The organism is Pseudomonas sp. 30_B (assembly GCF_017491605.1).
In the GTDB taxonomy this organism is placed as follows: Bacteria; Pseudomonadota; Gammaproteobacteria; order Pseudomonadales; family Pseudomonadaceae; genus Pseudomonas.
The window spans coordinates 203869-229186 of record NZ_JAFGYY010000002.1 but is presented as its reverse complement, the minus strand read 5'-3'; the positions used below and the strand labels follow the sequence as shown (position 1 = coordinate 229186).

Here is a 25318-nt window from a genome sequence, read left to right as displayed (position 1 = left end):
GCCGCGCCCCGGCGAAGGTGATCGGCATCGGGATGCGCCGAAGGTAGCGCTCAGAGCGCGTCGTGGAAGATCACCCCGAGGGTGTAGCGTTCCCCGCCGTGCAGGCGGCTGACGCCGTGGCGCAGGTTCACCCGGTGATAACCGCGCACGCCCCGCACCGGTCGCTGGGCCACGGCGAACACCACGGCATCGCCCTGCCTGAGCGACACCACTTCCACCCGCGACTGCATGCGCGGCCGCTGCTCGGTGAGGACGAACTCACCGCCCTCGAATTCCTCACCGGGCCGCGACAGCAGGATCGCCACTTGCAGCGGGAAGGCCAGTTCGCCGTAGAGGTCCTGGTGCAGGCAGTTGTAGTCGCCGACGCCGTAGCGCAGCAGCAAGGGGGTTGGGCGCAGTTGGCCGGCCCCGTGGCATTGGGCGAGGAACCCGGCGTGGGTTTGCGGGTAGCTGATCCCGGTGTCCATGCGCTGGTGCCAGGTATTGGCGATGCGCCGCAGCGGCGGATAGAAGCCCTCGCGCAGCGCCTGCACCAGTGCCGGCAAGGGATAGGCGAAGTATCGGTACTCGCCCTGGCCGAAGTTGTACCGGGCCATTACCACGCGGCTGCGGAACGGAGAATCCTCTTCGTAGAGTGCACGTAGCGTCTCGCACTGGGATCGGCTGAGCAGGCCGGGGATCAGCGCTTGGCCGCTGGCGTCGAGTTGCGCGGCCAGGGTCGGCCAGTCCAGTTCGGCGATCTGTCGTGCAAGGGCGTTCATGGGCGGACTCCGGTCGGTCATGCCGCCAGTCTAGGTCTGCGCGTCGACCGTTGTTTGCCGCGGCTGACTTTCAAAGTCGCGTTAAGATGGCAGCTCCGACGAATCATCCAATGCCCGCCATGAGCCTCGACGACCAGACCCTGCGCGCTATTTCCCGGCTGACCCTGGAGCACTACCAGGCCACCGCCGACGCCTTCCGCGAAGGCACCTGGGAGCACGATGTCAGCCAGAACATCGCTGCCCTGCTGCGTCATATCCAGGCCGAGCCACCGTTCGCCCTGCTCGACTTCGGCTGCGGCCCCGGCCGCGACCTGTGCGTGTTCCGCTCCATGGGCCACATGCCGGTCGGGCTGGACGGCTGTCCGAATTTCGTCGCCATGGCCCGCGAGGCCAGCGGTTGCGAGGTGTGGCAGCAGGACTTCCTCGCCCTCGACCTGCCTGCCGAACGTTTCGACGGCATCTATGCCAACGCGAGCCTGTTCCATGTACCGCGCCAGGAACTGCCACGCGTACTCGGGCAATTGCATTCAGCGTTGAAACCCGGCGGCGTGCTGTTCGCCTCCAACCCACGCGGCCAGAACGACGAGGGCTGGAACGGGCCGCGCTACGGCTCCTATCACGATTGGGAGAACTGGAAGCAGTTGCTGGCAGACGCCGGTTTTGCGGAGCTGGAGCATTACTACCGGCCGGCAGGCCTGCCGCGGGAGCAGCAGCCGTGGCTGGCGAGTGTGTGGCGGCGGGTTTAGCCGCCAGGCTGCTCTCGGACGTGGCCAGCCCCTACGAGAGCCATGCACCTCACCGCATCGCCACTCCGTAGCCGAGCCTGGACGAATTGCTCCCGTAGGAGCGGACCTTGTCCGCGAAGCCCTCCCGTCCCCCCAGCATTGAAGGATGAACGCCCCTGCCGGAACAGGCACAGCACTGAGGTGTTACCTGTACGAAAGAATTCTGCCGCGATGGATTTCGCGGACAAGGGCTAGGCGCCCCCGTCTCTCCTACGAAAGCCTGCGTATCGCTCTGGCTCTGGCTCTGGCTCTGGCTCTAAAGATTTCCAGAGAAATCCCCACGCACTCCGAGCGCCCCTTCAGGAGGCCGAGTGGAATCGGAGTTTCAGGGGTTGAGCGGCATGGATGCCGCGAGAGCGTCGTCGGGCCAGGGATGGCCCGTCGACGCGTGCCCCTGAAACTTCGATGGAGCGAGGGTATTTTTCGCCTAAGCGAAAAACCGGATGCAGGGGCAAGCCCTTTTGGTTCCTTTTGGGGCGCCAAAAGGGACTCGCCCGAGGGGGCGAAACAAAATCTCTCAGCACACGCCGGAGCGGCGCAGAAACACCCAACCCAAAAGCCCAAAAGCCCAAAAGCATCGCGGACAAAGTCCGCTCCTACGGGGGAACACCCCGCAGAAGCGAACTACGCCAGCACCCGGATCAGCCCTTCGCCGCCCAGGCATTGAAGCGCTGCTCCAGGTCCTCGCCATGGTCCACCCAGAACGCGAAGTTCACCGGCACCGCCTGCTCCAGGTTCGCCGGCGCGGTGTTCAGCCGCTCCACCAGCTTGGGATCGAGCAGCGCGGTAGTCCCCAGGTTGACCGAGCCATAGCCCAGCTTCACCGTATGGATCTTCTGCTGCTCAGGCTTGAGCGAGAAAGCGATGAAATCCTCGGCGGCCTTCTTGTTCGGGCTGCCCTTTGGGATCGCCCAGGAGTCGATGGCGTACAGGCTGCCATTCCACACCACCTTCATCGGCGCGCCCTCTTCCTGGGCGGCGAACACACGGCCGTTATAGGCAGTGCTCATCACCACGTCGCCGCTGGCAAGGAACTGCATCGGCTGCGCACCGGATTCCCACCACTGGATCGATGGCTTGATCTGGTCGAGCTTCTTGAAGGCCCGGTCCACACCCTCTTTCGTCGCCAGCACCTTGTACAGGTCTTCTTTCTTCACCCCATCCGCCAGCAGGGCGATCTCCAGGGTGTACTTGGCGCCCTTGCGCATCGAGCGCTTGCCGGGGAATTTCTGCGTATCCCAGAAGTCCGCCCAACCGGTCGGGCCGTTGGGCAGGCGCTTGGCGTCGTAGGCCATGGCCATCGACCACACCAGCAGGCCGGCGCCGCAGTCGGAGACGGTGCCCGGCACGTAATCTGCGGCCTTGCCCAGCTTCGCCGGGTCCAGGTGTTCGAACAGGCCCTCGTCGCAGCCGCGCAGCAGTTCCGGCCCTTCGACCTGCACGACGTCCCAGTTGACGCTGCCGGTGTCGACCATGGCCTTGATCTTGCCCATTTCGCCGTTGTACTCGCCGGCGATCACCTTCATCCCTTCCTTCTTCTCGAAGGGTTTGTAGAAGGCTTCGGTCTGCACGTCCTTGCTGGCGCCGCCGAAGGAGATCACGGTCAGGTCCGCGGCCATGGCACCGGACGCCACGCCCATGAGCAGGGCTCCCAGAATCGGGTTCTTCATTTCCACCTCTTGGCATTGTTGTTGGCAGATGGTTCAAGCACGCAGGCACCCGACCTCTGCGGGCCGGGGCACGATAACGGGGTCAGGTGCGGTAGGCAGCCTCGCCATGCTCGATCAGGCGCAGCGCCGATTCCCAAGCCAGCAGGTGCAGGCCGTCGACCAGCGCTTCCTCTTCCTGCACGGCGACGCGCTCGCACACGGCGTGCGGCGGGTAACGCAACTGGCGGCCACCGGCCAGGGCCTGGACCTGCGCCTGGCAGGCGCGTTCGAGGAAGTAGATCTGGTTGAAGGCTTCGGCGATGCAGCGCCCGGTAGCCAGCAGGCCGTGGTTGCGCAGGATCATCACCATGTGGCTGCCCAGGTCGCGCACCAGGCGCGAGCGCTCGTCCGGGTCCAGGGCGATGCCTTCGTAGTCGTGGTAGCCCAGGCGGTTGTAGAACTTCAGCGCGTGCTGGCTGATCGGCAGCAGCCCGTCTTCCTGGGCGGACACGGCGATGCCGGCGGCGGTGTGGGTATGGATCACGCAGGCCACGTCCTCGCGGGCGGCGTGCACGGCCGAATGGATGTTGAAGCCGGCGCGGTTGACGCTTTTCGGGCCGAAGCGCGGGTCGATGACATCACCGGCGTGGTCGACCTTCACCAGGTCCGAGGCGCGCATTTCGTGGAACAGCACGCCGTAGCGGTTGATCAGGTAATGCCCCGGCTCGCCCGGCACTCGCGCGGAGATGTGGGTGTCGATGTGGTCGGTCCAGCGGAAATGCGCGATCAGCCGGTACAACGCGGCGAGGTCGCAACGCGCCTGCCACTCTTCGGCGGAAATGCTCGATGGGTCGATGTTGTAAGCTGTGTCACGCATGGCGATTCCTTGTTATCAGGCCGGTGCGGCGCGCTGCCGCATCACGGGACCGATACTGCTGGCCAGCTCGCCGGTACGCCATGCACAGGGGCGATGGACTGCCTGCAGTGCTGTTATGGTCGCCGGACCTGTACAGATTTCCCCTCACGTGAACGGACCTTCGGATGCTGTTGCTCGACCCCACTTCGGACATTCCCCTGGTCACCCAGATCGTCGAAGGCATCGCCCAGGCCATCGACGAGCAGCGCCTGCGTCCCGGCGCCAAGCTGCCTTCGATCCGCAAGTTCGCCCAGGCCAATGGCGTCAGCCACTTCACCGTGGTCGAAGCCTATGACCGGCTGGTGGCGCGCGGCTGCCTGAATGCGGTGCCCAACGCCGGCTTCTATGTGCGCGGCCCGGCCATCGACGACAGTGCCGGCAGCGAAGCGCCGCCGGAGTTCGACTTCGACGCCCATCTGCTGCTGCACAAGGTGTTCCAGCCGCTGGGCATGGAGCTGCGCCCCGGCGTCGGCCTGCTGCCGGAACACTGGCTGGATGGCGAGGGCCTGCTGCGCGGGCTGCGCAGCCTGGCGCGGGAAGAGCCCACGCAGTTCGGCAACTACGGCCACAGCAAGGGCAACCCCAGGCTGCGCGGCAAGCTGGCCGACCGCCTGGGTGATGCCGGCGTGGCCGCCAGCCCCGAACAGATCCTGCTGACCGCCGGCGCCAGCCAGGCGCTGGACCTGACCGTGCGCTACCTGGTACAGCGCGGCGACCCGGTGCTGGTGGACGAGCCCGGCTACCACAACCTGTTCCTCAACCTGCGCCTTCAGGGTGCTCAGCTGCTGGGCGTACCGCGCAGCGCCGACGGGCTGGACCTCGGCCGCCTGGAGCAACTGGCCCGCGAGCATCGGCCCAAGGTCTACTTCACCCAGGCGCGGTTGCAGAGCCCCACCGGCGGCAGCTTGTCGCTGGCGGCCGCGCACCGCCTGCTGCAACTGGCGGAGAAATACGATTTCCTCATCGTCGAGAACGATATCTATGCCGACCTCGACCCCGCCGGCCAATTGCTGCTGGCTAACCTCGACCAGCTGGCGCGGGTGATCTACATCGGCAGCCTGTCCAAGGTCATCGCTCCGGCGCTGCGCACCGGCTTCATCGCCGCCCACCCGGAACTGATCGAGGAGCTGGTGCCGCTGAAGATGGTCAGCGGCCTGACCAGCTCGGAGCTCACCGAGACCCTGGCGCTGGACATCCTCCTGCAAGGCCGCCACCGCAAGCATGTGAAGCAGCTGCGCGATCAATTGAGCGAGGCCCACGACAGCGTGGCGCGGCGGCTGGAAGCGGCGGGCCTGGAAATCTTCCACGAGCCGCGCGCGGGGCTGTTCCTCTGGGCCCGGCACCGCGCCGTGAACGACGCCACCCTGCTCGCCGGCCGGGCCAAGGAGGCGAAGATCCTGCTGTTCCCCGGCCAGCTGTTCATGCCCGACGGCCGCAGCGTGCCGTGGATGCGCTTCAACGTCGCGCATTCGCTGGATGAGCGGCTGTACGCCTTCCTCTCGGCCCAGGGCAGCGACAACCTGTAGGAGCGAGCTTGCTCGCGAACGGACTTCCCGGCGACTCCATCCCTGGGCAGTTCGCGAGCAAGCTCGCTCCTACGAAAAGCCCCGCCCATCTACAACAGTTCCGTGCAGGGCGGATAACGCCTCCGGCGTTATCCGCCGTCATGACGATGTCAAGCCGGGTTAATCGCCCGCGGAAAATCACGCGCCGGTCCGCCAGATATCGCCAGCGGCCGCGCCAGCCCTTAGACTTGCCGTCCATCAGTCACCGCCAGCTAGAGATCACTATGGGCGCCCAGTGGAAAGCCAAACATAAAGAAGCCGCAGCCAACGCCAAGGGCCGCATCTTCGGCAAACTGTCCAAGGAAATCATGATCGCCGCGCGTAACGGCGCCGATCCGGACATGAACCCGAAACTGCGCCTGGTCGTCGAGCAGGCCAAGAAGGCCTCGATGCCCCGCGACACCCTGGAGCGCGCCATCAAGAAAGGCGCCGGCCTGCTGGACGGCGGCGCCAGCTTCGAGCGCGTGGTCTATGAAGGCTTCGCCCCGCACCGCGTGCCGGTGATCGTCGAGTGCCTGACCGACAACGTGAACCGCACCGTCGCGGAAATCCGCGTGCTGTTCCGCAAGGGCCAGCTGGGCGCGTCCGGCTCGGTAGCCTGGGACTTCGATTACCTGGGCATGGTCGAGGCCACCCCGGCCAGCGCCGACGCCGACCCGGAACTGGCCGCCATCGAAGCCGGCGCCCAGGACTTCGAACCGGGCGAGGAAGACGGCGACACCCTGTTCCTCACCGACTCTACCGACCTGGACGCCGTCTGCCGCGCCCTGCCTGAGCACGGTTTCACCGTCGCCTCGGCGAAGCTGGGCTACAAGGCGAAGAACCCGGTCAGCCTGTCCGGCGCCGAACTGGAAGAGGTCGAAGCCTTCCTCGATGCGCTGGACGGCAACGACGACGTGCAGAACCTTTACGTCGGTCTGGCGTAACACGAAAACGGGCGGCCAATAGGCCGCCCGTTTTCGTTGAGGCGGACGTTGTCCGCCTGTCGCGGGCATGGCCCGCTCCTACAGGTGAATTCCGCACGTACCTTGTAGGAGCGGGCCATGCCCGCGATCAGCGCGCCACGCGCGCGCAAATCCCGCGCACTACCCCACCCGCCCCATCAGCACCTCCTGGCTCCCCTCCGCCTTCTCCCGCAGGAAATCCCAGGTGGTGCGCATCCGCGCGATGTCCTTGAGCTCGGTCGGCATCAGCATCCAGAAGGTCCGCACGAATTCGATCTCCCCCGCCAGTACCGGCTGCAACGACGGGTCTTCGGCGGCCGCGAACGCCGGCAGGATCGCCAGCCCCGCGCCCTCCGCCACCGCGCGCTGCTGGGCGAGGATGCTGGTGCAGCGCAGCGCCATGTGCAGCGGCCGGCCAATTTCGTCGAGGTATTGCAGTTCCTTGCTGTACAGCAGGTCGTCGACGTAGCCCACCAGCGCGTGCTCGCGCAGGTCGTCGCGGTTGCGGATCGGCCCGCGCTCGGCCAGGTAGTCCTTGGAGGCATACAGGCGCAGCACGTAGTCGGTCAGCCGGGTGATCAGGTAGGGGCCGCGCCCCGGCCGCTCCAGGGTGATCACGATATCCGCCTCGTGGCGCGACAGCTGCAAGGCACGCGGTACCGCCAGCAGGTCGACGCCGAGGTGCGGATGGCGCCGGTTCAGCTCCACCAGTTGCGAAGTCAGCAGGGTCGAACCGTAGCCCTCGGTGGCGCCGATGCGCACCTTGCCGGAAAGATTGTCCTCGGTCCCGGCCAGGCGTTTCTCGATCACCTTGCAGGCGCTCTCCATCGCCTCGGCCTGGGGCAGCAGCCCGTGGCCCGCCTCGGTCAGGCGGTAGCCGCCCGGCTCGCGCACCAGCAGTTGCGCGCCAATACTCTTCTCCAGCGCCTGCAGGCGACGGGCGACCGTGGTGTGGTCCACGCCCAGGCGGCGGGCGGCCACGGTGAGCTTGCCGGCGCGAGAGAGCTCGAGGAAGAAACGCAGGTTATCCCAATCCATGATCGCCCCACTCTGCGGCAATTGTGCAAAAACGCAGACCATACTTGCACATCACCGCATTGAGAACATCAAAAATGCACTGTTAGGATCGATCCAGACAACAAGAAAGCCTCAGGCTGGGAGAATCCCGATGACCGCAACTGCCGTCCCTACCGTCAAACTCTTCCTCGACGGCAAGCCCGTCGAGTCCACCACCTCCGAATGGCGCGATGTGATCAACCCCGCCACCCAGGAAGTCCTCGCCCGTGTGCCCTTCGCCACCGCCGAGGAAGTCGACCGCGCCGTGGCCAGCGCCAAGGCCGCGTTCAAGACCTGGAAGAAGACGCCTATCGGCACCCGCGCGCGCATCTTCCTCAAGTACCAGCAGCTGATCCGCGAGAACATGAAGGAGCTGGCGGCGATCCTCACCGCCGAACAGGGCAAGACCCTGCCGGACGCCGAGGGCGACGTGTTCCGAGGCCTGGAAGTGGTCGAGCACGCGGCCGGCATCGGCAACCTGCAGCTGGGCGAGCTGGCCAACAACGTGGCCGGCGGCGTCGATACCTTCACCCTCCTGCAGCCCATCGGCGTCTGCGCCGGCATCACCCCGTTCAACTTCCCGGCGATGATCCCGCTGTGGATGTTCCCGATGGCCATCGCCACCGGCAACACCTTCGTCCTCAAGCCGTCCGAACAGGACCCGATGGTGACCATGCGCCTGGTCGAGCTGGCCCATGAAGCCGGCGTGCCGCCGGGCGTGCTCAACGTGATCCATGGCGGCCCGGACGTTGTGAACGCTATCTGCGACCATCCGGACATCAAGGCCGTCTCCTTCGTCGGCTCGACCCGTGTCGGCACCCACGTCTACAACCGCGCCTCCCAGGCCGGCAAGCGCGTGCAGTGCATGATGGGCGCGAAGAACCATGCCATCGTGCTGCCCGACGCCAACAAGGAGCAGTCCCTCAACGCCATCGCCGGCGCCGCCTTCGGTGCCGCCGGGCAACGCTGCATGGCGCTGTCGGTGGTCATCCTGGTGGGCGAAGCCAACGCATGGATTCCCGACCTGGTGGCCAAGGCCAGGAGCCTCAAGGTCAGCGGCGGCACCGAGGCCAACACCGACGTCGGCCCGCTGGTTTCCTGCGCGGCGCTGGACCGCGTCAGCGGCCTGATCGAACGCGGCGCCCAGGAAGGCGCCAAGCTGGAGCTGGACGGTCGCAACCCGCAGGTGCCCGGCTACGCCAAGGGCAACTTCGTCGGCCCGACCCTGTTCTCCGGCGTCACCCCGCAGATGACCATCTACCGCGAGGAAATCTTCGGTCCGGTGCTCTGCGTGGTGTCGGCCAAGACCTTCGACGAGGCCATCGAGCTGATCAACGCCAACCCCAACGGCAACGGCACGGCGCTGTTCACCCGTTCGGGCGCCGCCGCGCGGCACTTCAAGGAAGAGATCGACGTCGGCCAGGTCGGCATCAACGTGCCGATCCCGGTGCCGGTGCCGATGTTCTCCTTCACCGGCTCGCGCGGTTCCAAGCTGGGCGACCTCGGCCCGTACGGCAAGCAGGTGGTGCAGTTCTACACCCAGACCAAGACCGTCACCGAACGCTGGTTCGACGAGAACGAAGTCGGCGGCGCGGTGAACACCACCATCCACCTCAAGTAAGCCCTTCCCGCCCCAACCGCCCCGGACGCCAGCCAGGATGCTGGCGGGCCGGGGCCTGTTTCCTGTCCGACCATCAGAACAAGAGGACAACCCCATGCGCATCGGTTTCATCGGACTCGGCAACATGGGCGGCCCCATGGCCGCCAACCTGCTCAAGGCCGGCTTCGACCTGAGCGTCTTCGATCTCTCCGCCAAGGCCGTGGAAGCGGCCGTCGCCCTCGGCGCCCGCGCCCTCGCCTCGCCGGCTGACGTGGCCCGCGACGACGTCGAGGTGATCATCACCATGCTGCCGGCCGCCGCCCACGTAAAGCAGGTCTTCCTCGGCGACAACGGCATCCTGGCCAACGTGCAGCCCGGCGTGCTGCTGATCGACTCGTCCACCATCGACCCGCTGAATGCCCGCGAGGTCTCCGCCGCAGCGCTCGCTCACGGCAACCCGATGCTCGACGCACCGGTCTCCGGCGGGACCGCCGGTGCAGCGGCCGGCACCCTGACCTTCATGGTCGGCGGCGAGCAGGCCGACTTCGAGCGCGCCCGCCCGGTGCTGGCGGCCATGGGCAAGAACATCGTGCACTGCGGCGGCACCGGCAACGGCCAGGTGGCCAAGGTAGCGAACAACCTGCTGCTGGGCATTTCCATGATCGGCGTGGCGGAAGCCATGTCCCTGGGCGTGAAGCTGGGCATGGATGCCGACGTCCTGGCCGGCATCATCAACACCTCCAGCGGCCGCTGCTGGAGCTCGGAAGTGAACAACCCGCTCACCGGCACCCCGGCGGCGCGCGGCTACAGCGGCGGCTTCGGTACCGACCTGATGCTCAAGGACCTGGGCCTGGCCAGCGAGGCCGCCCGCCAGGTGCGCCAGCCGGTGCTGCTCGGCGCGCTGGCCCAGCAGCTGTTCCAGACCTTCAGCAACCAGGGCAACGGCCAGCTGGACTTCTCGGCGATCGTGAAGCTGTACCAGCAGGGCTGACAGCCCTACGTAGGAGCGGACTCCGTCCGCGATGGGCTCCGGCGCGATGCGGACCTATCGCGGACGGAGTCCGCTCCTACGGTTGACCACCGCGCCCACCGCCACCCCACCCATCTCAGCTATCATGCCCGCTCCGCCGCCTCCGGATGCCGCCGCATGATCCTCCGCCCACAAACCCCGACGCTCTGGGTCCTGCTGTTCTCGCTCAAGGGCTCGATCATCCCGGCCATCTGGCGCAAGGTGCTCTACACGGTGCTGCTCAGTTCGCTGGTGGTCGCCACCCACGGCACGCTCTACCACTACAAGGTGGTCATCACCTCCACGCCCTTCACCCTCTGGGGCCTGACGCTCGCCATCTTCCTCGGCTTCCGAAACAACGTGGCCTACCAGCGCTTCTGGGAGGCGCGCACCCTGTGGGGCGAGCTGCTGATCGTCACGCGAAACCTGGCCCGCCAGACCCGCTCGCTGCTGCCCGATCTGGATGCGGAAGTCCGCCGTGGCCTGTGCAACCCACTGATCGCCTTCGCCTACGTGCTGCGCGACCACCTGCGCGGCACCCCGCAGAGCGAGGACGTGCGCCGCCTGCTCGGCGCCGATGAGGCCGCTGCACTGAACGCCAGCGCCACTCCGACCAACGCGCTGCTGGCCAGCCTCGGCGAGCGCTTCGCCAGGCGTGCCCGCGAGGCCGGCGCCGGCGACATCACCCTGGCCGCCATCGACCAGCAGATGACCCGGCTCTCCTACGTGCTGGGCGGCTGCGAGCGGATTCGCAACACGCCGATTCCCTACCCCTACATCCTGATGCTGCACCGCATCGTGCACGTCTATTGCTTCCTGCTGCCGTTCTGCCTGGTCGACAGCATCGGCTGGTTCACCCCGCTGGCGGTGTGCGTGCTGGCCTACACCTTCTTTGGCCTGGACGCCCTGGGTGACCAGATCGCCGACCCGTTCGACACCCAACCCAACGACCTGCCGCTGGACGCCATGAGCCGCAACCTGGAAATCGCCGTGCTGGAAATTCTCGGCGAGTCGCCCCTGCCCGAACCGCTGCAACCGGTGAATGGTCTGCTGCTCTGATCCGGCCCCGAGGAACACTCGATGAGTCACCTGAAAGACGTACCGCTGAACAAGGCCTACCTGCTGCTCAACCACGGCCCGAGTACTATCGTCACCAGCGAACACAATGGCGTCGCCAACGTGATGGCCGCCGCCTGGGTCATGCCGCTGGACTTCGACCCGCCCAAGCTGCTGCTGGTACTCGACCGCAACACCTGGTCACGTCATCTGGTGGAAGGCGCCGGGGCCTTCGTCATCCAGCTGCCCTCGCGCCTGCAGGCGGAGCTGACCCTGGCGGTCGGCTCCAGCAATGGCGGCGAGATGAACAAGTTCGAGCAACTGGATATCCGCACCTCGCGGGCGCGCCACATCGAAGCACCGATCGTCGAGGGCTGCGTGGCCTATCTGGAATGCAAGGTGATCAGCGAGCCAAACAACCAGGACAAGTACGACCTGTTCATCGCCGAAGTGGTCGCCGCCTACGCGGACGAGCGCGCGTTCTCCAACGGCCGCTGGCACTTCCCGAATGATGACTTGCGCACCATCCACTACCAGGCCGGCGGAGCCTTCTTCGCCACTGGCGAAGCCTTCCAGGTCGCGCGCAATTGACCGCTCGCGGCCCGCGCTGACGGCGCGTTCGGCCGAATCGCAGGCATAAAAAAGCCCGCTCGTATGCGGGCTTTTTCATTGGGGAGCTAATCCTTTAGCTGGAATTCATACTCCGCCCGCGCTCGTGAAAAAATCGTGAAGACTTCCGTACCAATTGCAACAATTTTCGTCGCCCGACCGGGTGCTGTCAGCTCGAATAATCCAGCGCCGTCCAGACCCGACTGAGACCGCCGCTGATCCGGCAGGCGGACAGGTCCTGCTCATCGTCACCGGGGGTCAGGCGCACCACGGAATCGCCTTCCGTCTCGGTGAGCCACTGCAGCCGGCCACAGTTTGGCGTGTCGATCACATAGCTGGCGGCGATGCTGGAGCGCGCCTTCGGCAGGCGGATTGCATCGTGCACCGTACCGCGCTCCTCAATGCGCTTGCCGTCGGCGATCAACACCGCCCAGGCCTCGCGCCCTTCGATGATCAGATAGGCGCCATTGGCCCTGGGCACATCCATCGGCGGCTCCGCGCAGCCCACCAGCACCATCAGTATCGCCAGCATCCCGCACGCCATCAGTTTTCGCAGCATCGCTACACCCTCTTCATTCGTCGACGGACCCCGTGCGCCTGTGGGCGCCCGGCGGGCTTCCATGGATTCGGTCAGACAGCGAGGCAATGGTAATCACAAAATACTGTTCATGCATACAGTATTTTGAGAACATTCACTCAACGATGACGAAAGGCGCGACGGGCCAGCTTCACGGAGCGCCGCATAACGAGGGTCAGCCCCTCTCAAGGAGCAGAGCGATGGTGAGTATCCATCAGCTGAAGTACACCGTGAATCATATGGCTATCGAAGAGGTGAGCGATGCCGTCCAGGAGCTGCTGCTCGAGGGGCTGGTCACCGAAGGCAAGACGCCCTTCAGCCGCACGCATTTCAACACCTGCTTCGCCGAGATCGAGGCGCTGCTGCAGCGCGCCGGCTACCACCGTCCGCTGGACGTGGTCGGATACCAGGGGCAGGCCTATGCGATGTTCGATCCCAGCCGCTGGGACGCCGTGGAGGTGCTGCGCTGGCTCAAGGAATACGTCGAGGAGGCGGCGGCCAGCTGAACGCCGGACCGTGCGCGGGAGCGGAGACTTGCGCAGCCCCGTCCTGCGCACTAACGTCCTTGGTACTTCCGCTTTCCGAATCAAGGACGATTCCATGGGCGATTCTTCGAATGCCGACAGCTGGCACTGGGCCTACCGCAAACTGCGCAGCTGGGATGTCGGCCGTGTCAGCTCCGCCTTCCTCGCCACCCTGTTCCATTGGCGCGGCGATACCGGGCTGTTCTACAGCCACGGTGGGCTGCGCAAATCCCGTCTGACTCGCAGCGACCTGACCGAGTGAGCCGTCAGGGCCGCGTATACGGGTACACCGTTCCGCCCGGGTATTCGATGCTCTGCCGGACGCCCCCTCCGGATTGATCGATGATCACCGTGCTCGAACGCGACTCGCCGTAGCCGCTTGGCACCTGCATGCCGCCGTACCCATCCTGGCGCTGCCAGTTCGACGAACCGCTCACGCTGCCACTGGCCCCCGGACTGACATAGATCCGCTGAACCACCGGTGGCGATTGCTGCCATTGCGACTGAGCCGGCGGTTGCCCCTGGTACTGCGGCTCGACATGGCCAGAGAAGCGCTGCTGCGCAAACACGGGTGTCGCCACGGCGCAGCAGACGATGAGCGCGAGGCTTCCGAGATTCTTCATGGGTGACTCCGGAATCGCTGGGAAGGCTTCAGGATACCAATCCCTCCAAGCACTGTGCAGGTCAGATATCGGAAAGAATAACTAAAAATAAATTGTTTAATTTCATATAGTTAAACTTAAAACATAATCCTTAGTGTGAAGAAAATCCGCTGATTGCCACCGCAATGACGCTCTGCCCCAAAAAATCCACCTGAAAACCTCGCCCGACAGGCTCAAGGCAGGCTTGCCATTCGATTGCCACGATTGGCAATTCTTTTCCAATCAGTAAGATGCAGGCACTTTCGTAAGGAATACCTCATGTTCCGACGCTGCCTGTCCCTGCTGCTGATTCTCGCCATTCCCGCCGCTGCCTCCGCCGCCGCCCCGCGCACCTTCGAGGAAGCCAAGAAGATCGGTCGCAAGCTCTATGCCCGGCAGTCGGTGGAGTTCTATTGCGGCTGCCGCTACAGCGGCAACACGGTGGACCTGAAGAGCTGCGGCTACGCCCCGCGCAAGAACGCCAACCGCGCCTCGCGCATCGAGTGGGAACACATCGTCCCGGCCTGGGTGATCGGCCACCAGCGCCAGTGCTGGCAGAGCGGCGGCCGCAAGAACTGCTCGCGCAATGACCGTGTGTACCAGAAGGCCGAGGCCGACCTGCACAACCTGGTGCCGAGCATTGGCGAAGTGAATGGCGACCGCGCCAACTTCAGCTTCGCCTGGTTGCCGCAGCAGCCGCCGCAATACGGCGCCTGCCCGATGGTGGTGGACTTCAAGGCGCGCAAGGCGATGCCCCGCCCGCAGATCCGCGGGATGATCGCCCGCACCTACTTCTACATGAGCGACCGCTACGGCCTGAAGCTCTCCAGCCAGGACCGCCAGCTGTTCACCGCTTGGAGCAAGCAGTACCCGGTGGAAACCTGGGAGCGCCAGCGCAACCAGATGGTCGGTTGCGTGATGGGCTGGGGCAACCCGTACGTCGGCGAGATCGACACCAGCCGCTGCCCGTCGCCGCGCGTTGCCAGGCGCTGAAGCCAGGCGACAGAGCCGCAGGTCCGGCAGTAGACTCCGACAGTCGTCTCGCACATGGCGAGCGCCCTTTTCCCTGTCTGGAGTACGCAGCATGTCCTTCTCGATCTACCAGGCTTCTGTTCCCGTCTTCATCCGCATGCTCGGCAACCTCTCGGCGATCCTCGCCAAGGCTGCCGCCCATGCCGAAGCCAAGTCCATCGATCCCTCCGTCCTGATCAATGCCCGCCTCGCGCCGGACATGTTCCCGCTGGCGCGCCAGGTGCAGATCGCCAGTGACTCCGCCAAGGGCGCCGGCGCGCGCCTGGCCGGCGTCGAAGTGCCGAGCTATCCCGACGAGGAAACCACCTTCGCCGAGCTGCAGGCGCGGATCAGCAGGACCATCGACTTCCTCAAGACCCTGAAGCCGGAACAATTCGAAGGCGCGGAGAACCGCACCATCGAGCTGAAGCTGCGCACCCGCGAAATCAGCTTCAGCGGTGCCGATTTCCTGCTCGGCTTCGTCAATCCGAACTTCTACTTCCACATCACCACCGCCTACGACATCCTGCGCCACAACGGCGTGGAGGTCGGCAAGATGGATTACCTCGGCGGCGCGTGATCGTCCGGGCGCCGGCCACGCCGGCGCCCTTCAGCCGCGCGGCAACGGCAGGCTGGTGGTGGACTTGATCTCGGAAAGGGCGACGATGGAGTTGATCTCCTGCACGCCCGGCACCTGGGACAGCCTCTCGAAGAAGAAGCGCTCGTACGCATCCACGTCCTCGGTGACGATGCGCAGCATGAAATCCACCGCGCCCATCAGCACATGGCATTCGAGCACCTCGGGGAACTCGCCGATGGCCTGGGCGAAGTCCGTAAGGTGGTTGCGCCCGTGGGCGTTGAGCTTCACCTGGGCGAATATCTGGGTGTTCAAGCCGATCTTCTTGCGGTCCAGCAGGGTCACCTGCTTGCGGATCACGCCCTCGTCCTTCAACCGCTGAATCCGGCGCCAGCACGGCGACTGCGACAGGCCGATGCGCTCGGCGATCTCGGCGGTGGACAGCGTCGCCTCCTCCTGCAACAGGGCGAGGATCTTCTTGTCTTGGGCATCCAGGGATACCGGCATTGATAATTCTCCGATCAACTACTCAGGGAATAATTAATGCACAAAACTCTTCATCAAGGCAGAAAACAGGCAAATAAATCCCCCCGGCAAGCCGCACAATCTTCCTCACTCCCCATCTGACCGGCCGGCTGCCATGACCCTTCTCGCGCTCACCCTTCCCGACTTCTCCCCGGAACAACAGGACCGTGCGGTTCCAACCGAAGCCGCAGCGGACGTTCGCTACCTGATCCGCGCCGAGATCGACGCCGACATCCTCTGCCGGCTGCTGAATCAGTTCGCCCTGCAAGGCCACGTGCCAGCGGAGGTCGAGGCGTCACGGCGGGAAGACTGGATGGATATCTCCCTGCGGGTGAACACGCTGCCCCGGTATCGGGCAGAAGTGATCGCCCAGCGCATGCGCGGGATGGTCAGCGTTTGTTCGGTGGACCTCCATGTCGATGAGCTGCGAGCTGTCCGTTCAGCGACATAATCTGGCTCTCTGGCGTTAGCCGGCAAATCTCGTCGTGACTAGAGTGCAATCTACCCACTCGCTTCCGCCGGATGCGGTCGCCCACACAACAACACGAGAGATGCCCATGGCTCGCCCACGCCTGCTCCCCGACAACTTCACCCTGGCGCTGATCGCCACCGTGACGGTCGCCAGCCTGCTGCCCTGCGAAGGCACGGCGGCGGTGGTCTTCGGCTGGATCACCAACCTGGGCATCGCGCTGCTGTTCTTCCTCCACGGCGCCAAGCTGTCGCGACAGGCGATCATCGCCGGAGCCACCCACTGGCGCCTGCACCTGCTGATATTCGCCTGTACCTTCATTCTCTTCCCGATCCTGGGCATGGCGCTCAAGCCGGTGCTGTCGCCACTGGTCACTCCGGACCTGTACCTGGGCATGCTCTACCTGTGCGCCCTGCCCGCCACCGTGCAGTCGGCGATCGCCTTCACCTCGCTGGCTCGCGGCAACATCCCTGCGGCGATCTGCAGCGCCTCCGCGTCCAGCCTGCTCGGCGTGTTCGTCACCCCGCTGCTGGTGCAACTGCTGCTCGGCACCCAGGGCGATACTGGCATGTCGACCCTCGACGCCATTGGCAAGATCACCCTGCAACTGCTGGTGCCCTTCATGGCCGGCCAGTTGCTGCGCCCCTGGATCGGCGCCTGGGTCGAGCGCCACAAGCCGGTGCTGCGCTATGTCGACCAGGGTTCGATCCTGCTGGTGGTCTATACCGCTTTCAGCGCCGCGGTGATCGAGGGCCTGTGGCACCAGGTTCCACTGCCCGCACTGGCCGGCCTGGTGGTCGCGTGCTGCGTGTTGCTGGCCCTGGCGCTGCTCGCCACCAACCTGCTCGGCCGCTACCTCGGCTTCCCCCTGGAAGACCGCATCACCATCGTCTTCTGCGGCTCGAAGAAGAGCCTGGCGACCGGCGTGCCCATGGCCTCGGTGCTGTTTGCCAGCAGCAGTGTCGGCGTGATCCTGCTGCCGCTGATGCTGTTCCACCAGATCCAGTTGATGGTCTGCGCGGTACTCGCCCAGCGCTACTCCCAACGCCAGGACACCGCCCATACCCCGCTGGAGCGCGCCAACTGAGGGCATGCCCGGATCCACAAAAAAGCCGGTGCAATGCACCGGCTTTTTCGTTTCCGCCGAGATGATCGGGATCAGGCACCGACCGGCGTACGCAGGGTGACGAACTCTTCGGCCGCCGTCGGGTGGATGCCGATGGTTTCGTCGAAGATCCGCTTGGTCGCTCCGGCCTTCAGTGCGATGGCAATGCCCTGAAGGATTTCCCCGGCCTCAGGGCCGACCATATGGCAGCCGAGCACCTTGTCGCTGTCGGCATCGACGATCAGCTTCATCAGGGTCCGTTCCTGGCATTCGGTCAGGGTCAGCTTCATCGGACGGAAGCGGCTCTCGAACAGCTTCACCTTGTGGCCGGCAGCGCGCGCCTCGTCCTCGGTCAGCCCGACGGTGCCGATGGTGGGCAGGCTGAATACGGCGGTCGGGATCAGCTTGTAGTCCACCGGGCGGTACTCCTCCGGGCGGAACAGATGCCGCGCGACCGCCATGCCCTCGGCCAGCGCGACCGGGGTCAGCTGCACCTTGCCGATCACATCGCCAATCGCGTGGATTGAGGGCTCGCTGGTGCGATAGGCCTCGTCCACCTTGATGAAGCCGCGCTCATCCAGCTCGACCGAGACGTTCTCCAGCCCGAGGTTATCCAGCATCGGCCGGCGCCCAGTGGCATAGAACACGCAATCGGCCTCCAGCACGCGACCGTCCTTGAGCGTGGCCAGCAGCGTGCCGTCGGCCTGCTTGTCGATCCGGGCGATATCGGCGTTGAACTGCAGGTTGAGGCCCTTTTTGGTCAGCTCGTCACGCAGGTGCTCGCGCACGCTGCGGTCGAATCCGCGCAGGAACAGGTCGCGTCGGTAGAGCAAGGTCGTCTGGGCGCCGAGCCCGTGGAAGATCGAGGCGAACTCCACGGAGATGTAACCGCCGCCCACCACCAGCACGCGGCGCGGCAACTGCTCGAGGAAGAACGCCTCGTTCGAGGTGATGGCGTGCTCCTTGCCAGGGATATCCGGCAACTGCGGCCAACCACCGGTGGCGATGAGGATATGTTTGGCCTTGAAGCGCTGTCCGTCGACCTCGACGGTATGCGCGTCACGCAGCTGCGCATGGCCTTCCAGCAGCGTTACGCCGCTGTTGACCAGGAGATTGCGGTAGATGCCATTGAGGCGATGAATTTCGCGGTTCTTGTTGGCGATCAGGGTCGGCCAGTCGAATTTCGCGCCCTCGGCTGTCCAGCCGAAGCCTGCGGCCTGCTCGAAGTCTTCATGGTAGTGAGCGCCATAGACCAGCAGCTTCTTCGGCACGCAGCCGACGTTGACGCAGGTGCCGCCCAGGTAGCGGCTCTCCGCGACGCCAACCCTCGCACCGAAGCCCGCCGCGAAGCGCGCAGCGCGCACACCGCCGGAACCGGCACCGATGACGAACAGGTCAAAATCGAAAGACATCATGCTTCTCCGCGTGGATATGCCAGGCAGCATACCTTATACGCCCTGACCTATCCTGCCAGGAACCGAAGGAGGTACCCCATGCGACCGAGCCTGACCCACCTCGCCCTGCACGTTCCCGACCTGGACGCCTGCATCGCCTTCTACGAGCGCTTCTGCAGCATGCGCATCATCCACCAGCGCGAGGGCAAGGGCTCGCGGATCGTCTGGATGGCCGAGCCGGGCAAGGAGCACAGCTTCATCTTCGTCATCATGCCCGGCGGCGAGGCGCGCCACCTGGCCAGCGACGATTACAGCCACTTCGGCTTTGCCGTCGACAGCCACGCGGAAGTGGATCGGATCGCCAGGGAGGCGCAGGACGCGGGCTGCCTGATCTGGGCACCACGAGAGGAACCCTACCCGGTGGGCTATTACTGCGGCCTGCGCGACCCGGCCGGCAACTACGTCGAGTTCAGCTATGGCCAACCACTGGGACCCGGTTCGGAAGCCATGCCGATCCCGCCCTCGATGTGATGCCACTCGGAAGCCGGGAAACGAAAAAGCCACCCGAAGATGGCTTTTTCGATGAACCGGGAAGAACCCTGGACTTACCAGGCCTTGCCGGTCTTGTAGAGGTTTTCGTAGCAGAAGTTGGTCGCCTCGATGTAACCCTCGGCGCTACCGCAGTCGAAACGCTTGCCCTTGAACTTGTACGCCAGCACGCAGCCGTCCTGGGCCTGTTTCATCAGGGCGTCGGTGATCTGGATTTCACCACCCTTGCCCGGCTCGGTCTGTTCGATCAGGTCGAAGATGTCCGGAGTCAGGATGTAGCGGCCGATGATCGCCAGGTTCGACGGCGCTTCTTCGGGCTTGGGCTTCTCGACCATGGTGTTCACGCGGTAGATGTCGTCGCGGATCATCTCGCCGGCGATCACGCCGTACTTGTTGGTCTCTTCCGGCGGTACTTCCTGGATCGCCACGATGGAGCAGCGGAACTGGTTGTACAGCTTGACCATCTGCTTAAGGACGCTATCACCTTCCAGGTTCAGGCACAGGTCGTCCGCCAGAACCACAGCGAACGGCTCGTCGCCGATCAGCGGACGGCCGGTCAGGATAGCGTGGCCCAGGCCCTTCATTTCGATCTGGCGGGTGTAGGAGAAAGTGCACTCGTCGATCAGGCGACGGATGCCGACCAGGTATTTTTCCTTGTCGGTGTTGCGAATCTGGTGTTCCAGCTCATAGCTGATGTCGAAGTGGTCTTCGATGGAGCGCTTGCCACGGCCGGTCACGATGCCGATTTCGCCGAGACCGGCTTCCAGGGCCTCTTCCACCGCGTACTGGATCAGCGGCTTGTTCACCACCGGCAGCATTTCCTTGGGCATGGCCTTGGTGGCCGGGAGGAAGCGGGTGCCGTAGCCAGCGGCCGGGAACAGACATTTCTTGATCATGGGAGTCCTTCGAGGGGGACAGGGGTGCGAGTTGCGCGCAGTCTAATCAGGCTGCAGCCACCTTACAATGCCCCGGCACGCGGTGATCCGTGCTCCTGCGAGCATTTGCGGTATCGCCTCTGAGACCGGTGGCAGCGAATCTGACCATAACCTCGGCGGCGAGTTCGCCAATAATGGCAAAAAGTCAGCATCGGCACCCTTCAGACAGCCGCGTCACACCCCGGCAGTCGCTCCCGCACCACGCCCCAGATCGTCAATTCATCCCCGTCCCCCACCCTGATGGACGGAAAGCGATCACTCGCCGGCAGCAGGACGAAAGCGCCCTCGATGATCGCCAGCCGGCGAATCAAGGCCTCTCCGTTCAGCTCCGCGACGACAATTTCACCTTCCGCCGCCAGTTCGGAGCGGTCGACCAGCAACAGGTCATCATGGTGAATTCCTGCTCCCGTCATGCCATCGCCATGTGCACGCACTATGTAGGTATGAGCGGGGTATGCGTGAGATGACATCCACTGCGGGTGCACGGATGCGGCTTTATGGACGGATTCCGATGACTGATGCATGGCTCACCTCATATACTGTATGCATATACAGATAACAGGTAGGCGGCCGGCTTTCAAGCCATTTACCGGAACCTCCAACGCCATGACCACTCCATTGAGGAGGCGCAGCGTGAAGAGTGGTGGTCTACCCTTACCGAGGGGCGAGGACTTTCGATATGAATCCGGGCACGTTCGTGACTCTCATGATTCTGGGTTGGCTGCTGCTGGCAGTGGTGACCCTCTGGGCGCTCCTGCGAGTCCCCATGCGGCGGGCCCGCCTGCAGAAGCCGAAGGTAAAACCCGCCAGCGCAACGCCGCGGAATCCGATTCCTCACTGATCCGAATCATCGTGCATATTGCCTTGCGATTGGGGCTGCGTCCTGCAAGCTGCACGACGCATTTTTCACTGAAGCCTTGCAAGTCCATGATCTGAAAGCATCTTCTCCAGCGCCCACGGCTGGTACGCCCCCTGCAACGGCTCCTTCAAGCCACCCACTGCAGAGGACCCCTGCCATGAAGATCGAACGACTTCCTGCCACCCACTATCTCTGCCGCCAGTTTCCGGAGTTTGAGGTGGACTTCACCTCGCGGCCGGATGGCAACCTGGTCATGAGGCTCCGGGATTCCGAACGCGGAACGGTCGCCTGCCGCGTGGTCCAGCTGGACGAACAGCATGACGCACATTTGCTGGACGGTCTGGTAGGCCGTATCCGCAGAGATCTGGCAACCGAAGAAGGCCCTTTGCAGCCGGCAGACGTGGATCACTTCAGGGAGCCGGTTCTACTTCAGAACTTCCATGAGTCGTCCGAGCCGCTACGCAAGCGCCGCATCGTCAACGCCGGGGAGAAACTGCGGGCCTTGGCGCACCTGGATGCATGACTCCACGACAAAGCTGCGTTGCCTGCGCCGTTGCGGGTGGACCGCGCCCATCAGGCTGCGGGCCACAACGGCGAACGCGTAATTCGAGGAAGAAGAAAGGGAAGATGGTGCCCGGAGCCGGGGTCGAACCGGCACGCCCTTACGGACGAGAGATTTTAAGTCTCTTGCGTCTACCGATTTCGCCATCCGGGCGGTAGCGCTGTTCAGCGGTGAGAGGCTCTGGCGAGCCGGAAGCGGACCGGACTGCCTGCCGGCCCCCTTCTGAATCTGTAACTTGCGGAATCTAATTGCAGGCGCAATTGTCTGCTAAAGAAAAAGCCCTGTAAATCTTGGATTTACAGGGCTTTTCTATTGGAGGCTGAGGTCGGAATCGAACCGGCGTTCACGGATTTGCAATCCGGTGCATAACCACTCTGCTACTCAGCCATGAAACAAACGGCTTACATCGCAAACCGTCAAAATTTGGAGCGGGAAACGAGACTCGAACTCGCGACCCCGACCTTGGCAAGGTCGTGCTCTACCAACTGAGCTATTCCCGCGTCGTGTTGACGGGCGCCATTCTATCGATTCGAAAAGCCCTGTCAACTCTTTGATTCAAAAAAACTTATTTCTCTTTCGGGGTGGTATTGAGATGGGGCCAGGCGGCGAGCAGATAGTGCAGCATCGACCACAGGGTCAGTACGGCGGCAACGATCAGCAGTACATACCCCACCACTACCCAGAAACCCATCGTAGGCGAATTGGCCAACAGGATGATCAAGGCCAGCATCTGGGCCGCGGTCTTCCATTTGCCGAGATTGGAAACGGCTACATGCGCCCTCGCCCCCAGCTCGGCCATCCACTCGCGCAAGGCCGATACCACGATTTCCCGACCAATGATGATCACCGCCGGCAGGGTCAGCCACAGGTTCGCATGCGCTTCGACCAGCAGCACCAGTGCGGTCGCCACCATCAGCTTGTCCGCCACCGGATCGAGGAATGCACCGAACGGCGTGCTCTGCCCCAGGCGACGCGCCAGGTAGCCATCCAGCCAGTCGGTGGCAGCAGCCAGGGCGAACACGGCGCTGGCTACCAGATGGCTGGCCGGGAAGGAGGAATAGAACAGCAGGATGAAGATCGGGATGAGCAGAACACGGAGCAGAGTGAGCAGGTTCGGGATATTCATCGGGTCAGGAAGTCTGCGAGTTGAGCCGGCATTCTACTCGCTGTGAAGGACCGCATAAATCTGCTCGGCGAGCTTTTTACTGATACCGGGGGACTTGGCAATCTCCTCGATACTGGCGCGCGACAATTCCTGCAACCCACCGAAATGCTTGAGCAGGTCGCGGCGACGCTTGGGCCCTACGCCTGGCACATCCTCGAGCGTGGAGGTACGCCGGGCTTTTCCGCGGCGGGCACGGTGGCCGGTAATCGCGAAACGATGCGCCTCGTCCCGGATCTGCTGGATGAGGTGCAGCGCCGGAGAGTCCGCCGGCAGCGTGAATTCATGTTCGGCGTCGTTCATGTAAAGCGTTTCCAGCCCCGGCTTGCGGGTTACGCCCTTGGCCACGCCGAGCAGCGTCAGGCCCACCACCGCCAGTTCCTGAAGCACCTCCTGCGCCATTGCGAGTTGGCCCTTGCCGCCGTCGACCAGGAGGATGTCCGGCATCTTACCCTCGCCCTCCTTCAGCCGGCTGAAGCGCCGGGTCAATGCCTGATGCATCGCGGCATAGTCATCGCCCGCGGTGATGCCTTCGATATTGAAGCGGCGGTAATCCGACTTCAGCGCCCCTTCCGGCCCGAACACTACGCAAGAAGCGACTGTCGCCTCGCCACTGGAATGGCTGATATCGAAGCATTCAAGGCGTTGCGGCGGCTCGGCGAGGTCCAGCGCATCGCCCAGCGCCTCGAAGCGCGCAGCCATGTGCTGGCGATTGGCAAGGCGCGCGGCCAGGGCCTGCTCGGCGTTGGTCACGGCCAGTTGCTGCCAGCGCGCACGGGTACTGCGCACGCGGTGGGCGATTTCCAGCGATTTGCCGCGCGACGCTTCGATCGCCGACACCAGCACCGGGAAATCCTCGTGCACGGCGTTGACGATGAGTTCGCTGGGCAGGTCGCGTTCGTGATGGCTGAGGTAGTACTGCCCGAGGAAGGCCAGCAACACGTCACCCACCTCTTCCTCGATCGCCACCTGCGGGAAGAAGTTCTTGCTGCCCAGCACCCGGCCGCCGCGCACGCTGATCAGATGAACGCAGGCACCGCCCGGCGTAACGATGGCGGCGACCACGTCGACGTTGCCACTGCCGCCTTCCATGCTCTGCTGGTCCTGCACCCGGCGCAGGATAGCCACCTGATCGCGCAATTCGGCCGCCTTCTCGAAGTCCAGACGCATGGCCGCTTGCTCCATGCTGGTGGAAAGCTCGTCCGCCAACACATTGCTGCGCCCTTCGAGGAACATGATCGAATGGCGTACGTCTTCGGCGTACTCCTCTTCGCTGACCAGCCCGACGCAGGGCCCCTTGCAGCGCTTGATCTGGTATTGCAGGCAGGGACGCGTGCGATTGCGGAAATAGCTGTCCTCGCACTGGCGCACGAAGAAAGCCTTCTGCAGCAGCGCCAGGCTTTCGCGGATGGCCCCGGCGCTGGGGTACGGGCCGAAATAGCGCCCCTTCTGCTTCTTCGCGCCGCGATGGATGGTCAGCCGGGGAAACTTGTCCTCGCTGGAGAGGAACACATAGGGATAGGACTTATCGTCCCGCAGCAGGATGTTGTAGGGCGGCCGCCATTCCTTGATCAGCGTCTGCTCCAGCAGCAGCGCCTCGGTTTCGTTGGCGGTGATGGTGGTCTCGACCTGGGCGATCCGCGCCACCAGCGCAGCGGTCTTCGGCGCAAGACCGGACTTGCGGAAGTAGCTGGAAAGCCGCTTCTTGAGGTCTTTCGCCTTGCCGACATAGAGTAGCTTGGCGTCCGCATCGAACATGCGATAAACGCCCGGCCGCCCGCTGCAGGTGGCCAGGAACGCCGCCGAATCGAATACTGCGGTCATCGTCAGTTGCTGGTATCGACCATGCCGTGCCGGACGGCCAGCAGCGCCAGTTCCACGTCGCTGGTGATCGAGAGCTTCTCGAAGATGCGGTAACGGTAGGTGTTGACGGTTTTCGGCGACAGGCAGAGCTTGTCCGAGATGCTCTGCACCTTGTGGCAGTTGGCAATCATCAGAGCGATCTGGATCTCCCGCTCGGAGAGAGTATCGAACGGCGACGCGTTCTTCTCGGGCTCGAAGGACTTCAGCGCCAGGCTCTGGGCGATCTGCGGGCTGATGTAACGCTGACCGGCAAATACCTGGCGAATTGCCTGGACCATTTCCTCGAGCGCCGCGCCCTTGGTGAGGTAGCCGGCAGCGCCGGCCTGCATCAACCGCGTCGGGAAGGGATCTTCCTCACACACGGTCACCACCACCACGCGCACGTCGGGCTGGCTGCGCAGCAGCTTGCGGGTTGCCTCCAGTCCGCCGATGCCGGGCATCTTCACATCCATCAGCACGACGTCGGGCTTGAGCTCCCTGGCCAGTTGCAGCCCGCGCTCGCCGGAGTCGGCCTGACCAACGACCTGCAGGCCGTCGATATCGGCCAGCATGCGGGTAATTCCGGTGCGCACCAGATCGTGGTCATCGACCACCAGCACCTTGATCACGCAGCAC

28 protein-coding genes and 3 tRNA genes are annotated in these 25318 nt (G+C 64.3%); 15 read left to right on the top strand and 16 right to left on the bottom strand.

Annotated elements, in window-relative coordinates; genetic code table 11:
- Positions 1-50 precede the first annotated feature (50 nt).
- Positions 51-761 carry a 2OG-Fe(II) oxygenase gene (locus J5M67_RS03260; RefSeq protein WP_207883236.1) on the bottom strand — a complete coding sequence of 237 codons (711 nt, stop codon included), beginning with the start codon at positions 759-761 and terminating at the stop codon, positions 51-53.
- 119 nt (positions 762-880) lie between these two features.
- Here J5M67_RS03260 and J5M67_RS03255 point away from each other — a divergent pair, with 119 nt between their 5' ends.
- Entirely contained in the window at positions 881-1507 is a 627-nt protein-coding gene (locus tag J5M67_RS03255) for a bifunctional 2-polyprenyl-6-hydroxyphenol methylase/3-demethylubiquinol 3-O-methyltransferase UbiG (RefSeq protein WP_207883431.1), read from the top strand.
- A gap of 680 nt (positions 1508-2187) precedes the next feature.
- Here the strand turns inward: J5M67_RS03255 and J5M67_RS03250 are convergent.
- Entirely contained in the window at positions 2188-3216 is a 1029-nt protein-coding gene (locus tag J5M67_RS03250; RefSeq protein ID WP_207883234.1) for an ABC transporter substrate-binding protein, read from the bottom strand.
- 82 nt (positions 3217-3298) lie between these two features.
- The gene (locus J5M67_RS03245; protein ID WP_207883232.1) at positions 3299-4072 is read right to left on the bottom strand and encodes a class II aldolase/adducin family protein; all 774 of its coding nucleotides are present in this window, start codon (positions 4070-4072) and stop codon (positions 3299-3301) included.
- Positions 4073-4236: 164 nt separating this feature from the next.
- On the opposite strand from J5M67_RS03245, the gene J5M67_RS03240 reads away from it, so the two are divergent.
- Both J5M67_RS03240 and J5M67_RS03235 read left to right on the top strand, forming a co-directional pair.
- Entirely contained in the window at positions 4237-5637 is a 1401-nt protein-coding gene (locus tag J5M67_RS03240; protein WP_207883230.1) for a PLP-dependent aminotransferase family protein, read from the top strand.
- 263 nt (positions 5638-5900) lie between these two features.
- The gene (locus tag J5M67_RS03235) at positions 5901-6602 is read left to right on the top strand and encodes a YebC/PmpR family DNA-binding transcriptional regulator (protein ID WP_207883228.1); all 702 of its coding nucleotides are present in this window, start codon (positions 5901-5903) and stop codon (positions 6600-6602) included.
- Positions 6603-6761: 159 nt separating this feature from the next.
- On the opposite strand, the gene J5M67_RS03230 is transcribed toward J5M67_RS03235, so the two are convergent.
- A complete protein-coding gene (locus J5M67_RS03230; protein WP_207883226.1) occupies positions 6762-7658 on the bottom strand; it encodes a LysR family transcriptional regulator in 897 nt (298 codons plus the stop codon).
- Positions 7659-7788: 130 nt separating this feature from the next.
- Here J5M67_RS03230 and J5M67_RS03225 point away from each other — a divergent pair, with 130 nt between their 5' ends.
- The 4 genes from J5M67_RS03225 to J5M67_RS03210 all read left to right on the top strand — a co-directional run bounded on the left by J5M67_RS03225 (position 7789) and on the right by J5M67_RS03210 (position 11932).
- Complete coding sequence (locus J5M67_RS03225; RefSeq protein WP_207883224.1) at positions 7789-9297, top strand: CoA-acylating methylmalonate-semialdehyde dehydrogenase; 1509 nt, start codon at positions 7789-7791, stop codon at positions 9295-9297.
- Positions 9298-9391: 94 nt separating this feature from the next.
- Positions 9392-10267, top strand: coding sequence for a 3-hydroxyisobutyrate dehydrogenase (mmsB, locus tag J5M67_RS03220; protein ID WP_207883222.1), 876 nt, complete (start codon positions 9392-9394; stop codon positions 10265-10267).
- A gap of 156 nt (positions 10268-10423) precedes the next feature.
- Positions 10424-11344, top strand: coding sequence for a bestrophin family protein (locus J5M67_RS03215; protein ID WP_207883220.1), 921 nt, complete (start codon positions 10424-10426; stop codon positions 11342-11344).
- Positions 11345-11365: 21 nt separating this feature from the next.
- On the top strand, positions 11366-11932 hold the full coding sequence (locus J5M67_RS03210) for a flavin reductase family protein (protein ID WP_207883218.1): 567 nt from the start codon (positions 11366-11368) through the stop codon (positions 11930-11932).
- Between the two features lie 187 nt (positions 11933-12119).
- Here the strand turns inward: J5M67_RS03210 and J5M67_RS03205 are convergent, their stop codons facing one another.
- Positions 12120-12509, bottom strand: coding sequence for a hypothetical protein (locus J5M67_RS03205; protein WP_207883216.1), 390 nt, complete (start codon positions 12507-12509; stop codon positions 12120-12122).
- Positions 12510-12727: 218 nt separating this feature from the next.
- On the opposite strand from J5M67_RS03205, the gene J5M67_RS03200 reads away from it, so the two are divergent.
- Both J5M67_RS03200 and J5M67_RS03195 read left to right on the top strand, forming a co-directional pair.
- Positions 12728-13033, top strand: coding sequence for a transcriptional regulator (locus J5M67_RS03200; protein ID WP_207883214.1), 306 nt, complete (start codon positions 12728-12730; stop codon positions 13031-13033).
- Positions 13034-13127: 94 nt separating this feature from the next.
- Positions 13128-13313, top strand: a complete 186-nt coding sequence (locus J5M67_RS03195) for a hypothetical protein (RefSeq protein WP_207883212.1) — start codon at positions 13128-13130, stop codon at positions 13311-13313.
- Between the two features lie 4 nt (positions 13314-13317).
- On the opposite strand, the gene J5M67_RS03190 is transcribed toward J5M67_RS03195, so the two are convergent.
- A complete protein-coding gene (locus tag J5M67_RS03190; protein WP_207883210.1) occupies positions 13318-13674 on the bottom strand; it encodes a hypothetical protein in 357 nt (118 codons plus the stop codon).
- Between the two features lie 297 nt (positions 13675-13971).
- Between J5M67_RS03190 and J5M67_RS03185 the strand changes: the two genes are divergently transcribed.
- Together J5M67_RS03185 and J5M67_RS03180 are read left to right on the top strand one after the other, a co-directional pair.
- Positions 13972-14685, top strand: coding sequence for an endonuclease (locus J5M67_RS03185; RefSeq protein WP_207883208.1), 714 nt, complete (start codon positions 13972-13974; stop codon positions 14683-14685).
- A 91-nt stretch (positions 14686-14776) separates the two neighbouring features.
- Positions 14777-15283 (top strand): DUF1993 family protein, encoded by a 507-nt coding sequence (locus tag J5M67_RS03180; RefSeq protein ID WP_207883206.1) that lies wholly within the window; start codon positions 14777-14779, stop codon positions 15281-15283.
- A gap of 30 nt (positions 15284-15313) precedes the next feature.
- Here the strand turns inward: J5M67_RS03180 and J5M67_RS03175 are convergent, their stop codons facing one another.
- Entirely contained in the window at positions 15314-15787 is a 474-nt protein-coding gene (locus tag J5M67_RS03175; RefSeq protein ID WP_207883204.1) for an Lrp/AsnC family transcriptional regulator, read from the bottom strand.
- Positions 15788-15920: 133 nt separating this feature from the next.
- Between J5M67_RS03175 and J5M67_RS03170 the strand changes: the two genes are divergently transcribed.
- Together J5M67_RS03170 and J5M67_RS03165 are read left to right on the top strand one after the other, a co-directional pair.
- Positions 15921-16256 carry a hypothetical protein gene (locus tag J5M67_RS03170; RefSeq protein WP_207883202.1) on the top strand — a complete coding sequence of 112 codons (336 nt, stop codon included), beginning with the start codon at positions 15921-15923 and terminating at the stop codon, positions 16254-16256.
- Between the two features lie 106 nt (positions 16257-16362).
- Positions 16363-17361, top strand: a complete 999-nt coding sequence (locus J5M67_RS03165) for a bile acid:sodium symporter family protein (RefSeq protein WP_207883200.1) — start codon at positions 16363-16365, stop codon at positions 17359-17361.
- 71 nt (positions 17362-17432) lie between these two features.
- Here J5M67_RS03165 and gorA read toward each other — a convergent pair whose 3' ends face one another.
- On the bottom strand, positions 17433-18791 hold the full coding sequence (gene gorA, locus J5M67_RS03160; RefSeq protein ID WP_207883198.1) for a glutathione-disulfide reductase: 1359 nt from the start codon (positions 18789-18791) through the stop codon (positions 17433-17435).
- A gap of 81 nt (positions 18792-18872) precedes the next feature.
- Here gorA and J5M67_RS03155 point away from each other — a divergent pair, with 81 nt between their 5' ends.
- A complete protein-coding gene (locus J5M67_RS03155; RefSeq protein ID WP_207883196.1) occupies positions 18873-19304 on the top strand; it encodes a VOC family protein in 432 nt (143 codons plus the stop codon).
- Between the two features lie 74 nt (positions 19305-19378).
- Here the strand turns inward: J5M67_RS03155 and galU are convergent, their stop codons facing one another.
- Both galU and J5M67_RS03145 read right to left on the bottom strand, forming a co-directional pair.
- A complete protein-coding gene (galU, locus tag J5M67_RS03150; protein WP_207883194.1) occupies positions 19379-20218 on the bottom strand; it encodes a UTP--glucose-1-phosphate uridylyltransferase GalU in 840 nt (279 codons plus the stop codon).
- A gap of 200 nt (positions 20219-20418) precedes the next feature.
- The gene (locus tag J5M67_RS03145) at positions 20419-20781 is read right to left on the bottom strand and encodes a S24 family peptidase (RefSeq protein WP_279381549.1); all 363 of its coding nucleotides are present in this window, start codon (positions 20779-20781) and stop codon (positions 20419-20421) included.
- A 492-nt stretch (positions 20782-21273) separates the two neighbouring features.
- Between J5M67_RS03145 and J5M67_RS03140 the strand changes: the two genes are divergently transcribed.
- A complete protein-coding gene (locus J5M67_RS03140) occupies positions 21274-21639 on the top strand; it encodes a DUF3509 domain-containing protein (RefSeq protein ID WP_207883191.1) in 366 nt (121 codons plus the stop codon).
- 105 nt (positions 21640-21744) lie between these two features.
- Here J5M67_RS03140 and J5M67_RS03135 read toward each other — a convergent pair.
- From J5M67_RS03135 to uvrY, 6 genes are all read right to left on the bottom strand, one after another.
- Positions 21745-21831: transfer RNA gene (locus J5M67_RS03135), tRNA-Leu, on the bottom strand.
- 160 nt (positions 21832-21991) lie between these two features.
- Positions 21992-22065, bottom strand: a tRNA-Cys gene (locus J5M67_RS03130).
- A gap of 37 nt (positions 22066-22102) precedes the next feature.
- Positions 22103-22178 (bottom strand) — tRNA-Gly (locus J5M67_RS03125).
- Positions 22179-22243: 65 nt separating this feature from the next.
- The gene (gene pgsA, locus J5M67_RS03120) at positions 22244-22804 is read right to left on the bottom strand and encodes a CDP-diacylglycerol--glycerol-3-phosphate 3-phosphatidyltransferase (RefSeq protein ID WP_207883189.1); all 561 of its coding nucleotides are present in this window, start codon (positions 22802-22804) and stop codon (positions 22244-22246) included.
- Positions 22805-22837: 33 nt separating this feature from the next.
- Positions 22838-24664, bottom strand: a complete 1827-nt coding sequence (gene uvrC, locus J5M67_RS03115) for an excinuclease ABC subunit UvrC (RefSeq protein WP_207883187.1) — start codon at positions 24662-24664, stop codon at positions 22838-22840.
- Between the two features lie 2 nt (positions 24665-24666).
- A complete protein-coding gene (uvrY, locus tag J5M67_RS03110; RefSeq protein ID WP_152222817.1) occupies positions 24667-25311 on the bottom strand; it encodes a UvrY/SirA/GacA family response regulator transcription factor in 645 nt (214 codons plus the stop codon).
- Positions 25312-25318 lie beyond the last annotated feature (7 nt).

What these genes read in the sequence shown, in the direction of transcription:
- J5M67_RS03185 (WP_207883208.1), top strand. Translation starts at nt 13,972, where the DNA reads ATGTTCCGACGCTGCCTGTCCCTGCTGCTGATTCTCGCCATTCCCGCC.
- J5M67_RS03145 (WP_279381549.1), bottom strand. Translation starts at nt 20,781, where the DNA reads ATGCATCAGTCATCGGAATCCGTCCATAAAGCCGCATCCGTGCACCCG.
- uvrC (WP_207883187.1), bottom strand. Translation starts at nt 24,664, where the DNA reads ATGACCGCAGTATTCGATTCGGCGGCGTTCCTGGCCACCTGCAGCGGG.
- J5M67_RS03260 (WP_207883236.1), bottom strand. Translation starts at nt 761, where the DNA reads ATGAACGCCCTTGCACGACAGATCGCCGAACTGGACTGGCCGACCCTG.
- J5M67_RS03210 (WP_207883218.1), top strand. Translation starts at nt 11,366, where the DNA reads ATGAGTCACCTGAAAGACGTACCGCTGAACAAGGCCTACCTGCTGCTC.
- J5M67_RS03170 (WP_207883202.1), top strand. Translation starts at nt 15,921, where the DNA reads ATGACCCTTCTCGCGCTCACCCTTCCCGACTTCTCCCCGGAACAACAG.
- J5M67_RS03175 (WP_207883204.1), bottom strand. Translation starts at nt 15,787, where the DNA reads ATGCCGGTATCCCTGGATGCCCAAGACAAGAAGATCCTCGCCCTGTTG.
- galU (WP_207883194.1), bottom strand. Translation starts at nt 20,218, where the DNA reads ATGATCAAGAAATGTCTGTTCCCGGCCGCTGGCTACGGCACCCGCTTC.
- gorA (WP_207883198.1), bottom strand. Translation starts at nt 18,791, where the DNA reads ATGTCTTTCGATTTTGACCTGTTCGTCATCGGTGCCGGTTCCGGCGGT.
- J5M67_RS03245 (WP_207883232.1), bottom strand. Translation starts at nt 4,072, where the DNA reads ATGCGTGACACAGCTTACAACATCGACCCATCGAGCATTTCCGCCGAA.
- J5M67_RS03165 (WP_207883200.1), top strand. Translation starts at nt 16,363, where the DNA reads ATGGCTCGCCCACGCCTGCTCCCCGACAACTTCACCCTGGCGCTGATC.
- J5M67_RS03235 (WP_207883228.1), top strand. Translation starts at nt 5,901, where the DNA reads ATGGGCGCCCAGTGGAAAGCCAAACATAAAGAAGCCGCAGCCAACGCC.
- J5M67_RS03215 (WP_207883220.1), top strand. Translation starts at nt 10,424, where the DNA reads ATGATCCTCCGCCCACAAACCCCGACGCTCTGGGTCCTGCTGTTCTCG.
- J5M67_RS03140 (WP_207883191.1), top strand. Translation starts at nt 21,274, where the DNA reads ATGAAGATCGAACGACTTCCTGCCACCCACTATCTCTGCCGCCAGTTT.
- J5M67_RS03230 (WP_207883226.1), bottom strand. Translation starts at nt 7,658, where the DNA reads ATGGATTGGGATAACCTGCGTTTCTTCCTCGAGCTCTCTCGCGCCGGC.
- J5M67_RS03200 (WP_207883214.1), top strand. Translation starts at nt 12,728, where the DNA reads ATGGTGAGTATCCATCAGCTGAAGTACACCGTGAATCATATGGCTATC.
- J5M67_RS03155 (WP_207883196.1), top strand. Translation starts at nt 18,873, where the DNA reads ATGCGACCGAGCCTGACCCACCTCGCCCTGCACGTTCCCGACCTGGAC.
- J5M67_RS03250 (WP_207883234.1), bottom strand. Translation starts at nt 3,216, where the DNA reads ATGAAGAACCCGATTCTGGGAGCCCTGCTCATGGGCGTGGCGTCCGGT.
- mmsB (WP_207883222.1), top strand. Translation starts at nt 9,392, where the DNA reads ATGCGCATCGGTTTCATCGGACTCGGCAACATGGGCGGCCCCATGGCC.
- J5M67_RS03225 (WP_207883224.1), top strand. Translation starts at nt 7,789, where the DNA reads ATGACCGCAACTGCCGTCCCTACCGTCAAACTCTTCCTCGACGGCAAG.
- pgsA (WP_207883189.1), bottom strand. Translation starts at nt 22,804, where the DNA reads ATGAATATCCCGAACCTGCTCACTCTGCTCCGTGTTCTGCTCATCCCG.
- J5M67_RS03190 (WP_207883210.1), bottom strand. Translation starts at nt 13,674, where the DNA reads ATGAAGAATCTCGGAAGCCTCGCGCTCATCGTCTGCTGCGCCGTGGCG.
- J5M67_RS03180 (WP_207883206.1), top strand. Translation starts at nt 14,777, where the DNA reads ATGTCCTTCTCGATCTACCAGGCTTCTGTTCCCGTCTTCATCCGCATG.
- J5M67_RS03195 (WP_207883212.1), top strand. Translation starts at nt 13,128, where the DNA reads ATGGGCGATTCTTCGAATGCCGACAGCTGGCACTGGGCCTACCGCAAA.
- J5M67_RS03255 (WP_207883431.1), top strand. Translation starts at nt 881, where the DNA reads ATGAGCCTCGACGACCAGACCCTGCGCGCTATTTCCCGGCTGACCCTG.
- J5M67_RS03205 (WP_207883216.1), bottom strand. Translation starts at nt 12,509, where the DNA reads ATGCTGCGAAAACTGATGGCGTGCGGGATGCTGGCGATACTGATGGTG.
- J5M67_RS03240 (WP_207883230.1), top strand. Translation starts at nt 4,237, where the DNA reads ATGCTGTTGCTCGACCCCACTTCGGACATTCCCCTGGTCACCCAGATC.